We start from the raw sequence: 11,605 nt of genomic DNA, 5'->3' as shown, positions 1-11,605 counted from the left end.
GTACGGTCTGTACCGGCCGCCAGGCAAATCCACGCTGAATATGCCGCTGGTCGTCATGCTTCACGGCTGCCAACAGACCATCGACGAATTCGCGGCCGGCACGCGCATGAATTTGCTCGCGGATGCGCAGGGCTTTGCCGTTGTCTACCCCGAGCAGTCTTCTCACGCGCACGCGCATCGATGTTGGCATTGGTACGACGATCGCGATACGGCAGGCCGCGGCGAAGCGCGCGCGGTCGTTTCGCTCGTCGACGCGCTGATCGATCGGTACGGCTTCGACGTCGAGCGGGTCTACGCGGTCGGTCTTTCGGCTGGGGGCGGACTGGCGTCCTTGCTGGCACTGCACTGGCCGGATCGCTTTGCCGCTGTCGCCTTGCATTCGGCCCCGGCCTTGGGGGAGGCCCATTCGGGCATGACGGCAATGGACGTCATGCGTCGGGGCGCGCGGCACGATCCGCTGGCGCTCGCGGCGGCCGCTATCGATCCGGCCACTTATCCGGGCATGCCGGCCATCATCGTTCAAGGCGAAGGGGATGCCGTGGTGGCGCCTCGAAATGCCGAGCAGTTGACGGCGCAGTTTCTGTATCTGAACGGCCTTGTCGACGCGCAGGGCGCACCAAAGGTCGGGACTTCGCGCGAAACATCGAGCGCGGACGCCCTCATTCGCGATTTCACGGCGCGTGGGCGACGCGTCGTTCGCTCATGTCTTATTCCCGGTCTGGGGCACGCCTGGGCCGGTGGAGATGAGGCAATTCCGTTCCACTCGCGCAAGGGGCCGAATGCGAGCGCGCTGATCTGGGAATTCCTTCGATACCAGCAGCGCCAGCGCGACCGCACGCCGGTTCGCCGCCGCGAGGCAGCGGCCGGTCGCTGAACTCCACGGGCGCGCGTTGCCCGCTGTGCCTTCTCACGAATTGATGCGTAAACACCACACCACGATCACTGGGCCGAAAAAAGTCCTGGCGCTCAGATAGGGGTTTTCCCTATAATACGGGTAAATACCTAGGTGTCAGCACCTAACTCAGTGAGGTTCACCATGTTTCTGCTCAGCCGCTTGTTCCTTTTCCTGACGAAGACCGCCGACGAGCGTAAGCAAGCCCGCGACGATGCCTATCTCTCCGAAGCTACGGATCTGTACGATCTGGAATACCGCATGCGCAAGCTTGATCGCGAAGCCGCGATTCCTACCACTGCATGGTTGAGCCATCGTTGAGCTAGGGCGTCGGCTCTCCGGGGTTCGTCTCCGGGTTCGGGACGAAACACCCCCTATAGGTTGCATAAAACGAGCAGTAAAGCATCGTTGTCAGCGTGATCGTGGCGGGAAAGAGCGCGACGATCACGAATGCGCCCGCGCCCAGCGCATCCATCAACAGCGAGACTGCGATCGACGTCAACGTCATCGTGGCGAACCAAAGCGCCGCGTAGACGATGAATGCGCCGCGATTGCGCCAGCAACTGACGACGCTGAAGAACATCGCCTTGACGGGCGGCACGTCGTGCCAGGCGGCCAATACCGGCGCGAACCAGAACAACATGGCCACCGGCACATAGCAGGCCAGCGCCACGAGCCCCCCGAGCGGCATGTCGGCGCTTGGAGCCGGCGGCGTTTTGTCGGCGGTGCCCAACATCAAGGTAAAGAGCGTCCCGCCATCCACTAGCGACGATGCCGCGAAAACGAGCACGATCGCCACGACATATAGCGCGCCGAGCTTCAACAGCCGTTTTGCAGCCACCCCTCCGTATGAACGGAAGCCATCGATCAGAACGATCGGCAACACCGCTTTGCCCTCGACCGTATCGCGGCAGGCGGCCATGAAACCCACTGCGACGCCGGGAATGAAGGCGAGCGGCAGGACGCCGCCGACGAGCGGGACCTTCGAGACCAGCCACATGGCCAACAGATAGGTCGCGAAAATCGTCAGGAAAGCCAGCGGGTTTCTGCGAAAGAGCCAGATGCCTTGGCGATACCAAGCGTAGCCGCTCTTCGCGGGAACTTCGATCAATTGCATAGGGAAGAAGCGTGGGGGGTGGACGCGGCCGTCAGGCGCGCGAGCAGGACGCGCTCGAAATGGGCCGGGTCATGGGGCTGCAACATCGCCGCCGCCCGCGGCAAGTAGAAGTCGTAAAGGCGAGACACCCAGAAGCGATAGGCACCAGCGCGCAGCATGTCGTTCCAATGGAGGCATTCCTCGCGTGTGAACGGACGCACCGTCTGGTACGCGCGCAGCATTGCCTCCAGTCGCGCCGGGTCCAGTTCTCCGGTCGCCAACTCGATGCACCAGTCGTTGACCGTTACGGCGACATCGAAAAGCCACTTGTCGCAACCCGCGAAATAGAAGTCGAAAAATCCGCCCAGACGGACGCGGTGGCCGGTGCCGGGCTGCGCCGGAGCGAACAGTACGTTGTCGCGAAACAGGTCGCAGTGGCACGGTCCGCCCGGCAGCGCGGCATAGTCGTGCGACCCAAAAAACCGCGTTTGATGGGCGAGCTCGCTCACGAGCAGATCGCGCTGCGCTCCGGAGATAAAAGGCAAGATGGCGGGAACCGTTTCGGTCCACCACCCCAGGCTGCGCAGATTGGGTTGATGCGGGGCGAAATCGCGGCCGGCCAGGTGCATGCGCGCCAGCATCCGGCCGACCTCCTCGCAGTGCTCGACGCCCGGGCTCAGTTCGGCCGCGCCTTCCAGCTTGGTGACGATCGCGGCCGGTTTGCCGTGAAGCATGCCGAAAAGCATGCCGTCATCGCGCGGGACCGGATCCGGCACCGGCACGCTGTGGGACGCGAGATGGCGCATCAGATCCAGATAGAACGGCAACTGTTCGGCGGTGAGCTTTTCGAAGACAGTCAGCACGTAATCGCCGCGCGTCGTCGTCAGAAAAAAGTTGCTGTTCTCGATACCCGAACTGATGCCGCGGAAATCGACGACATCGCCCAGATCGTAGTGCCGCATCCATGCGGACAGGTCGGCTTCGGTGACGACGGTAAAGACAGCCATGCGGAGAGAGACTTCGGATTGGGTGTGAAGGAGCGGCCCGGGAAAGCGCGGGGTGGGGCGGCGGCGGTACGCCTCGGAGCGGTTGCGACCGACGCCGCGTCGCGGGCCGTTTCAGCCCGCGGCGAGCGTCACGGCTCGCCGGCGCGGCGGGCGCGATCAGTAGCGCAGGTTGATCGACGGCAAACGGGTACTGGGTTGGCCATTGTCGCGCACCTTGGGCGACGTGTCGGGCGGTGCGCTCATCTGATAGTGCGTGCCCAAATTCGAGCGGACGTCGATTTCGACCGGTTTGCCCTTGTCGCGATATTCGGTGATGACGGTGCCGCTCGGACTCTTTTCGTAATAGCTCGGGGTGCGCGGTACGTTGATATCCACTTTCGACGAGACTTGCGCTGCCGGACGATTGATGGCTTCCAGATCGGGCAAGCCCGCGGCCTCATTGGCGGCATGACGCTGCGCGCGCGTCTGGGCATCGTTGGCGGGTTGCGCCGCCGCGGCCGGATTCGCCGCGGCAAACCACGCGGCGATCGCTACGGCGACGGGAAGATACGGCTTCATGATTTTTCTCCGAGGGAATCCCCCAATTCTAGCAAATGCGCCCTCCTTTCCGGGCGCTTGGCGCGTATGTTTTTGCGCACGCCCAGGCACGGGCGGCTCACCGCCGGGGCCGCGGAGACGGTGCGGTTCGTGGTAATGTCGTCGCATCGAGCGAGGCAAACGAAAATGAAAAACGACATGAACGTGAAACCGCATGCCGGGCCGTTGCGTCCGAGCGATTTTCCGACACAGTCTTTCACCGATGCGGCCGACGCCGTCACGCGGCTTTCGGCCGTGTACGAAGCGAACACCGCGTTTTTGCGCGACGCGTTCGCACGCTACCGGCGCAACGAGCCGTTCGCGGAGCGCGTGCGCGCTTGCTATCCCTTCGTGCGGTTGCAGACCGAGGTCAACACGCGCGTGGACTCGCGCCGCTCGTATGGGTTCGTCGCAGGCCCCGGCGTCTACGAGACCACCGTCACGCGGCCCGACCTCTTTGGCAACTACTATCGCGAGCAGCTGCGGCTGCTTGCCCGAAATCACAATGTGACGATCGAGGTGGGCGTTTCGCAGCAGCCCATTCCGATTCACTTCGCCTTTGCCGAAGGCATTCATCTCGAAGGCGACCTCGGGCGGGACCGGCTCATGGCGATGCGCGACGTGTTCGATACGCCCGATCTCGCGCAGCTCGATGACCGCATCGTCAACGGTACCTACGAGCCGGCTCCCGGCGAACCGTACCCGCTTGCGCTTTTCACCGCGCCGCGAGTCGATTTCTCGCTGCATCGGCTCAGACACTACACGGCGACTTCACCCACGCATTTTCAGAACTACGTCCTCTATACGAACTATCAGTTCTATATCGACGAGTTCACGAAGCTCGGCCGTTCGTTGATGGCGCGCACCGACGATGAGGAGCTGCGAGCCTATCGCAGCGAGTACACGTCGTTCGTCGAGCCCGGCGATGTCGTGACCTACAACGCCAACCTCGGCGAGCAGCCCGACGAGGGCACCCTGCCGGTCCGGTTGCCGCAGATGCCGGCCTATCACCTCAAGCGCGCCGACGGCAGCGGCATCACGATGATCAACATCGGGGTGGGGCCGTCGAATGCGAAGACGATCACCGATCACATCGCGGTTTTGCGGCCGCACGCCTGGATCATGCTGGGCCACTGCGCGGGGCTGCGCAACACGCAGCGCCTTGGCGACTACGTGCTCGCCCACGGGTACGTGCGCGAGGATCACGTGCTCGATGCCGACTTGCCGCTATGGGTGCCGATTCCCGCACTGGCCGAAGTGCAGGTCGCGCTCGAGCGCGCGGTCGCGCACGTGACGCGGCTCGAGGGCGCCGAACTGAAGCGCGTGATGCGCACGGGTACCGTCGCAAGTGTCGACAATCGCAACTGGGAGCTGCGCGATCATCGCGAGCCGGTGCAGCGGCTATCGCAAAGCCGGGCTGTCGCGCTCGATATGGAGAGCGCGACGATCGCCGCCAACGGTTTTCGTTTCCGCGTTCCCTATGGGACTTTGCTGTGCGTATCGGATAAACCGTTGCATGGCGAACTCAAGCTTCCCGGCATGGCCGATCAGTTCTATCGTGCCCAGGTGGATCAGCACCTGCAGATCGGCGTCAAGGCGATGGAGCTGTTGCGGATGAACGGGCTCGACCGGCTGCATAGTCGCAAGCTGCGCAGCTTTGCCGAGGTGGCATTCCAATAGCGCTACCAGAGCTGGAACTGGAGCCGGAGCCGGAGCGCCCGAGCGGTACCTCCCGCGTCAGAAATAAAACATCCGGTCCTCGTCGGCCTTGGCGGGCGCCTGGCGTTCCGCCTCTTCGCGATCCTCGTAGAACGCGAGCACGGCCTCGAGCACCTGGTCGGGTTCGTCGATGACCTGCATCAGATTCATGTCCTCGGGGTTGATGAGGCCCATCGGCACGAGGGCGCTCTCGAACCAGCCGAGCAAGCCTTTCCAGAAGTCGCCACCCACCAGAATGATCGGAACGTGGCGCGACTTCTTGGTCTGGATCAGCGTGAGCACTTCGGCGAGTTCGTCGAGCGTGCCGAAGCCGCCGGGCATGACGATCACGGCATCCGAGTTCTTGACGAACGTGACTTTACGCGTAAAGAAGTGGCGAAAGCGCAGCGAAATATCCTGCCACTGATTGCCGGATTGCTCGTGCGGCAACTCGATATTGAGGCCGACCGATGGCGCCTTGCCGGCATGCGCGCCCTTGTTCGCGGCGGCCATGATGCCCGGCCCGCCGCCCGAAATGACGGCGAAGCCCGCGTCCGAGAGCTTGCGCGCGATTTGCGTGGCGAGCTTGTAGTAGGGCGAGTTCGGCTTGAGCCGCGCCGAACCATAGATGCTCACGGCCGGGCGGATCTCCGAGAGGTACTCGGTGGCCTCGATGAACTCTGCCATAATCGTGAACATCTGCCACGATGCGCGGGCCTTTTTGGCTGTCGCGCGCTCTTGGTCTGCGAGCGATCGCAGACTCGGAATCACTTTTCTTCTCTTGTTCATAATGCCTGTAGAACGGAACCTGGAAGGTAAGACTCTGGTATTGGTCGATGGATCGAGCTATCTCTACCGGGCTTACCATGCAATGCCTGACTTGCGGGGTCCTGACGGCGAACCGACCGGCGCGCTCTATGGAATAGTCAACATGTTGCGGCGCATGCGCAAGGACGTCACGGCAGAGTATAGCGCGTGCGTGTTCGACGCCAAGGGCAAGACGTTCCGCGACGATTGGTATCCGCAGTACAAGGCTCATCGTCCGCCCATGCCCGACGATCTCGCGAAACAGATCGAGCCGATTCACTTCGCCGTACGCGCGCTGGGCTGGCCGCTTCTGATGGTGGACGGCGTCGAGGCCGACGACGTCATCGGGACGCTGGCGGCCGAGGCCGAACGGCGCGGCATGAACGTGCTGATTTCCACCGGCGACAAGGATCTGGCGCAACTCGTGGGCGAGCGGGTGACGCTCGTCAATACGATGACGAACGAAACGCTCGATCGCGGCGGCGTCATTGCCAAGTTTGGTGTCCCGCCCGAGCGGATCGTCGATTACCTCGCGCTGATCGGCGATACCGTGGATAACGTTCCCGGCGTCGAGAAATGCGGACCGAAGACGGCCGTCAAGTGGCTGACGCAGTACGAAACGCTCGATGGCGTCGTCGCTCACGCCGGCGAAATCAAGGGCGCGGTGGGCGATAACCTCCGGCGCGCGCTCGATTTCCTGCCGCTCGGCAAGAAGCTCGTGACGGTCGAGCGGGCGTGCGATCTGAAAAATCATGTCGAGTCGATCGAAACATCGCTCGTAGCGCGCCCGGAGTCGCCGCTCGAATTGCGCGAGCTGTTCATGCGGCACGGCTTGAAGACATGGCTGCGCGAAGTCGAGGCTTTGATCGAGCGGGCCGAGGAGGTGCAAAGCATAGAGCCCGGCGCGGCGGATGTGCTGTTGACCGAAGCGGCGCCGACCATCGATGCGCCGCGGTGCTACGAGACCGTTCAGACGTGGGAGCACTTCGAAGCGTGGCTCGACAAGATCGAGACGGCGCCGCTCACCTCGTTCGACACGGAGACGACGTCGCTCGATCCGATGGTGGCGCAGATCGTGGGGATCTCACTGTCGGTCGGCGCCGGCTGCGCCGCTTATATACCGTTGGCGCATCGCGGTCCGGACGCGCCCGAGCAACTGCCGCGCGACGAGGTACTCGCGAGGCTCAAGCCCTGGCTCGAGAATCCGGAACGGAAAAAACTCGGGCAGCACCTGAAGTACGACGAGCAAGTGCTCGCCAATTACGGCATCGCATTGGATGGCGTCGAGCACGACACGCTGCTTCAATCGTATGTGCTCGAATCGCATCGAACCCACGATATGGACAGTCTTGCGATGCGCCACCTCGGCGTGAAAACGATCAAGTACGAGGACGTGGCGGGCAAAGGCGCGCAGCAAATCGGCTTCGATGAAGTGCCGCTCGGCGCCGCGGCCGAATATGCCGCGGAAGACGCGGATATCACGTACCAGCTGCATACGGCGCTCTATCCGCAAGTCGAAGTGGAGCCGGGGCTGCTGCACATCTATCGCAACATCGAAATTCCCACTTCGCGCGTGCTGCGCAAGATCGAGCGCAATGGTGTGCTGATCGACAGCGAGCGACTGCGGCGACAGAGCAGCGAGATCGCAGGGCGGCTCATCGAGCTCGAAGGCGAAGCCTATGCGCTTGCTGGCGGCGAATTCAATCTCGGCTCGCCCAAGCAGATCGGCCAGATTTTTTTCGAACGCTTGCAATTGCCGGTGATCAAGAAGACGCCCAGCGGGGCGCCGTCGACGGACGAAGAGGTGTTGCAAAAGCTCGCTGAAGACTATCCGTTGCCGAAGCTGCTGCTCGAACACCGCGCATTATCGAAGCTGAAGTCCACTTACACCGACAAACTGCCGCGCATGGTCAACGCCAAGACGGGCCGCGTTCATACGAATTACGCGCAGGCCGTGGCGGTCACCGGACGTCTCGCCTCGAACGAGCCGAATCTCCAGAACATCCCCGTGCGCACCGGCGAGGGGCGCCGCATTCGCGAGGCGTTCGTCGCGCCGCCGGGCAGCAAGCTCGTATCGGCCGACTACTCGCAGATCGAATTGCGAATCATGGCGCATATCTCGGGCGACGAATCGCTGCTGCGCGCGTTCGCCGAAGGCGAAGACATCCATCGCGCAACGGCCGCGGAGGTTTTCGGCGTCACGCCGCTCGAGGTGACGAACGACCAGCGCCGCATCGCGAAAGTCATCAACTTCGGGCTGATCTACGGGATGAGCTCATTCGGCCTCGCTTCGAATCTCGGCATTACGCGCGATGCGGCGAAGCTCTACATCGACCGCTACTTCGCCCGGTACCCAGGCGTTGCGCGCTATATGGACGACACGCGGGCGAGCGCCAAGCAAAAAGGCTATGTCGAAACGGTGTTCGGCCGGCGTCTGTGGCTGCCCGAAATCAACGGCGGTAACGGACCGCGCAGGCAGGCGGCCGAGCGTGCGGCGATCAACGCTCCGATGCAGGGCACCGCCGCCGATCTGATCAAGATGTCGATGATCGCGGTTCAGGCATGGCTCGAACGCGAACGGGCCGCGAGCCGCATGATCATGCAAGTGCACGACGAACTCGTGCTCGAAGTCCCCGACGATGAATTACCGACCGTGCGAGAAAAACTGCCGCAATTGATGTGCGGCGTGGCGGAACTCAAGGTGCCGCTCGTGGCGGAAGTTGGCGCGGGCGCGAATTGGGAGGAAGCGCATTGATGCGCTGAGCGGCCTCTCCGCGGGCGCGCCGCCCGCCAATCCCTTTTCGACGCGTGGCCCCGCTCGCATACGGGCGCCGGCAAGCAGAATCAGCAACGGCAAATACGGAGAATCAGCATGCATCGTTTCGTTGTCGTGGGAGGAGGTGCGGGCGGGCTCGAGCTGGCAACGCGGCTTGGCGACCGCTATGTCCGCCGAAAGGGTAGTGGCGCCGCCCGCGCGCAGGTGACGCTCGTCGATCGGAATCCGACCCATATCTGGAAGCCGCTGCTTCACGAAGTGGCCGCGGGCAGCATGGATCCGTTCACGCAAGAGCTCGAGTACGCGGCGCAGGCGCGCTGGCATGGCTTCGAGTTTCAGCAAGGCGAACTCATCGGGCTCGATCGCGCGGCCAAACGCATCGTCCTCGGGCCGCTTCGCGACGACGACGGCGAGGAGCTGTTGCCGCAACGCGAACTCGAATACGACACGCTCGTCATTGCCATCGGCAGTACCACGCATTTTTTCGGCGTCAAGGGCGCCGAAGAGCACTCCATCGCGCTCGATACCGTCGGCCAGGCCGAGCGCTTTCGCAAGCGGCTCATCGCGGCGTGCATGCGGGCCGAGCATCGCGCGCACGAAACGGTCGAATGCGGTCCGGGCACGTCTGCCACGACGGAGCCGCGCATCCAGGTGGCGATCGTGGGCGGCGGCGCGACCGGCGTCGAGTTATCGGCGGAATTGCGCAACACGGCGCAAGTATTGTCGGCCTACGGTCTGCACAAGCTCGATCCGCGGCACGACATCGGCATCGTGCTGATCGAGGCGGGGCCGCGCATTCTCCCCGCGCTGCAAGAGCGCGTCTCGAGCGCGACGGCGCAGTTGTTGACTCAGCTCGGTGTGAAACTGATGATCGGCGAGACCGTGGCCGAAGTGGCGCCGGGCCTCGTGCGTACGGCGAGCGGCAACACCGTGCGCGCCGATCTGACAGTCTGGGCCGCCGGGATCAAGGCGCCCGCTGTGCTCTCGAACCTGGAGGGGCTACCCGTCACGCGGCTCGGTCAACTCTCGGTGCGGCGCACGCTCCAAACGGAAGTCGACGACAACATCTTCGCGATGGGCGATTGTGCCGCGTGCCCATGGCCCGGTAACGAGCGCAACGTACCCCCACGGGCGCAGGCCGCGCATCAGCAGGCGAGTTTTCTGTTGCGAGCGCTGCGCTGCCGGCTCGAGGGCCGGCCGTTGCCGGAATTCACCTACCGCGATTTCGGTTCGCTCGTCTCGCTCGGCCATTTCAGTGCGGTCGGCAATCTGATGGGCGGACTGATCGGCGGCAGCATGCTGGTCGAGGGGCTCTTCGCGCGCTTCATGTATATGTCGCTTTACCGGCTTCATATCGCGGCGCTGCACGGCTATCCGCGCATGATGCTCGATACGTTCGCGCATTGGCTGCGGCGCACGACGCTGCCGCGTGTGAAGCTGCATTGATGCGGGCGATCGGCTGCGCGCAGCTTGCGATTGCGGTGCAGCCGATTTACGAAGCGGGCGAGGTCGTGGCGACCCTGGATCAAGGATTTGGCCCGGTCGCAATCGGGCGCGACGGGTCGGCACACCACTCGCTCCACGAGCCTGGATAGAGCGCGGCGCCATGCAGGCCCGCTATCTCCATCGCAAGCGCGTTATGACACGCCGTGGCCCCCGAGCCGCATTGCAGTACGACATGCTCGGGCTGCGTCGAGCCGACGACCGCCTTGAATTCGTCGCGCAGCGTATGAGCGGGTTTGAAACGGCCATCGGAGCCCAGGTTGTCCTTGAAGAAGCGATTGACCGCGCCTGGGATGTGTCCCGCGACGGGATCGATCGTCTCGTTTTCACCGCGATAACGGTCGGGCGATCGTGCGTCGACGACGAGTCGCTCATGTGTCGTGAGGTTTTGCTCGAGCGCGTGGGCATCGACGGTGACGGCGAGCGGCGCGCCCGCCTTGAAGTTGCCTTGCTTGCGCCCGGCCGGCTCTGTCTCGAGGGCGTAGCCGGCGCCCTGCCATGCCTGCAGGCCGCCGTCGAGGAGGGCCACCGAGTCGTGACCGAGCCAGCGCAACAACCACCACAGGCGGGCAGCGAACATTCCGCCTTGCGCATCGTAGGCGACGACTTGCTGACCCTGCATGAGCCCGTGCGAAGCCAGCGTGTCGACCAGTGCCGCGCGATCAGGCAGTGGATGTCTGCCGTTCTTGCCCGTCTTCGCCCCGGACAGGTCGCGCTCCAGATGCAGATAGTGCGCGCCGGGGATGTGGCCGCCCGCATAGGCCTTTTGGCCGGCGTCGGGGTTTGCCAGATCGAAGCTGCAGTCAAAAACGAGCACGCTTTCGGGGGCGCTTGCCAGCCGTTCGGCAAGGTTGACGGCCAGAATCAGCGTCGTGTAATGGGTGTGCGGCATGATGATCCTCGTTGGACGACGAACTTCGTTGAGACACCGGTTGTTTTGCTTTCAGTCTAGACAAAAAGGCGGGCAAGGAGGGAAAGCCTCCTTGCCCGCCTTTCTTGCCGCGCTGCAGCGTGTCAGATGTCGCCGAGCTCGCGCCGCAGGAACTCGTGGAAGTGCTGCATGCCGTCTTCCATCGGGCTCTGGTAGGGGCCGGCGTCGTCGTCGCCGCGCTCCATCAGGGCCTTGCGGCCGGCATCCATGCGCAGGGCGATCTCGTCGTCCTCGACGCAGGTCTCCATGTAGGCGGCCTGGTTCGCCTCGACGAACTCGCGTTCGAAGGCGGCGATCTCCTCGGGGTAGAAGAACTCCA

Annotated in this window: 11 protein-coding genes; 5 read left to right on the top strand and 6 right to left on the bottom strand. The window is 63.6% G+C overall.

The annotated features are described in order from the left end of the window. Positions 1 to 874, top strand: an 874-nt coding sequence (locus tag VGL01_RS25210; protein ID WP_331574268.1) for a PHB depolymerase family esterase, incomplete at its 5' end; no start/stop codon positions are given. A 162-nt stretch (positions 875 to 1,036) separates the two neighbouring features. Further along, complete coding sequence (locus tag VGL01_RS25205) at positions 1,037 to 1,213, top strand: DUF3563 family protein (RefSeq protein WP_331574266.1); 177 nt, start codon at positions 1,037 to 1,039, stop codon at positions 1,211 to 1,213. 1 nt (position 1,214) lies between these two features. On the opposite strand, the gene VGL01_RS25200 is transcribed toward VGL01_RS25205, so the two are convergent. The 3 genes from VGL01_RS25200 to VGL01_RS25190 form a co-directional block, all read right to left on the bottom strand. Next, entirely contained in the window at positions 1,215 to 2,009 is a 795-nt protein-coding gene (locus VGL01_RS25200) for a BPSS1780 family membrane protein (protein ID WP_331574264.1), read from the bottom strand. Then, the gene (locus VGL01_RS25195) at positions 2,000 to 2,995 is read right to left on the bottom strand and encodes a homoserine kinase (RefSeq protein WP_331574262.1); all 996 of its coding nucleotides are present in this window, start codon (positions 2,993 to 2,995) and stop codon (positions 2,000 to 2,002) included. Before VGL01_RS25195 ends, VGL01_RS25200 begins: the two co-directional genes overlap by 10 nt. Before the next feature lie 156 nt (positions 2,996 to 3,151). Next, positions 3,152 to 3,553 (bottom strand): hypothetical protein, encoded by a 402-nt coding sequence (locus VGL01_RS25190; protein WP_331574260.1) that lies wholly within the window; start codon positions 3,551 to 3,553, stop codon positions 3,152 to 3,154. A gap of 165 nt (positions 3,554 to 3,718) precedes the next feature. Here VGL01_RS25190 and VGL01_RS25185 point away from each other — a divergent pair, with 165 nt between their 5' ends. After that, on the top strand, positions 3,719 to 5,251 hold the full coding sequence (locus VGL01_RS25185; protein WP_414720352.1) for an AMP nucleosidase: 1,533 nt from the start codon (positions 3,719 to 3,721) through the stop codon (positions 5,249 to 5,251). Between the two features lie 57 nt (positions 5,252 to 5,308). Here VGL01_RS25185 and VGL01_RS25180 read toward each other — a convergent pair whose 3' ends face one another. Further along, positions 5,309 to 6,058: a TIGR00730 family Rossman fold protein gene (locus VGL01_RS25180; RefSeq protein WP_331574257.1), complete on the bottom strand. Its 750-nt coding sequence runs from the start codon at positions 6,056 to 6,058 to the stop codon at positions 5,309 to 5,311. Between the two features lies 1 nt (position 6,059). Between VGL01_RS25180 and polA the strand changes: the two genes are divergently transcribed. After that, positions 6,060 to 8,831, top strand: a complete 2,772-nt coding sequence (polA, locus tag VGL01_RS25175; protein WP_331574255.1) for a DNA polymerase I — start codon at positions 6,060 to 6,062, stop codon at positions 8,829 to 8,831. A 117-nt stretch (positions 8,832 to 8,948) separates the two neighbouring features. After that, positions 8,949 to 10,298 carry an NAD(P)/FAD-dependent oxidoreductase gene (locus VGL01_RS25170; protein ID WP_331574253.1) on the top strand — a complete coding sequence of 450 codons (1,350 nt, stop codon included), beginning with the start codon at positions 8,949 to 8,951 and terminating at the stop codon, positions 10,296 to 10,298. Positions 10,299 to 10,377: 79 nt separating this feature from the next. On the opposite strand, the gene VGL01_RS25165 is transcribed toward VGL01_RS25170, so the two are convergent. Beyond that, on the bottom strand, positions 10,378 to 11,247 hold the full coding sequence (locus VGL01_RS25165; protein WP_331574251.1) for a sulfurtransferase: 870 nt from the start codon (positions 11,245 to 11,247) through the stop codon (positions 10,378 to 10,380). 122 nt (positions 11,248 to 11,369) lie between these two features. Further along, positions 11,370 to 11,605, bottom strand: a 236-nt coding sequence (locus tag VGL01_RS25160; RefSeq protein WP_331574249.1) for an SRPBCC family protein, incomplete at its 5' end; no start/stop codon positions are given.

The sequence above is a fragment of the Trinickia sp. genome, assembly GCF_036503415.1.
In the GTDB taxonomy this organism is placed as follows: Bacteria; Pseudomonadota; Gammaproteobacteria; order Burkholderiales; family Burkholderiaceae; genus Trinickia.
Note: the sequence above shows the minus strand (reverse complement) of the source record. Positions and strands in the feature narration are given on the sequence as shown.

Coding starts and splice junctions, on each gene's coding strand:
- VGL01_RS25170 (WP_331574253.1), top strand. CDS start 8,949: ATGCATCGTTTCGTTGTCGTGGGAGGAGGTGCGGGCGGGCTCGAGCTG.
- VGL01_RS25200 (WP_331574264.1), bottom strand. CDS start 2,009: ATGCAATTGATCGAAGTTCCCGCGAAGAGCGGCTACGCTTGGTATCGC.
- VGL01_RS25195 (WP_331574262.1), bottom strand. CDS start 2,995: ATGGCTGTCTTTACCGTCGTCACCGAAGCCGACCTGTCCGCATGGATG.
- VGL01_RS25205 (WP_331574266.1), top strand. CDS start 1,037: ATGTTTCTGCTCAGCCGCTTGTTCCTTTTCCTGACGAAGACCGCCGAC.
- VGL01_RS25165 (WP_331574251.1), bottom strand. CDS start 11,247: ATGCCGCACACCCATTACACGACGCTGATTCTGGCCGTCAACCTTGCC.
- VGL01_RS25190 (WP_331574260.1), bottom strand. CDS start 3,553: ATGAAGCCGTATCTTCCCGTCGCCGTAGCGATCGCCGCGTGGTTTGCC.
- VGL01_RS25185 (WP_414720352.1), top strand. CDS start 3,719: ATGAAAAACGACATGAACGTGAAACCGCATGCCGGGCCGTTGCGTCCG.
- polA (WP_331574255.1), top strand. CDS start 6,060: ATGCCTGTAGAACGGAACCTGGAAGGTAAGACTCTGGTATTGGTCGAT.
- VGL01_RS25180 (WP_331574257.1), bottom strand. CDS start 6,058: ATGAACAAGAGAAGAAAAGTGATTCCGAGTCTGCGATCGCTCGCAGAC.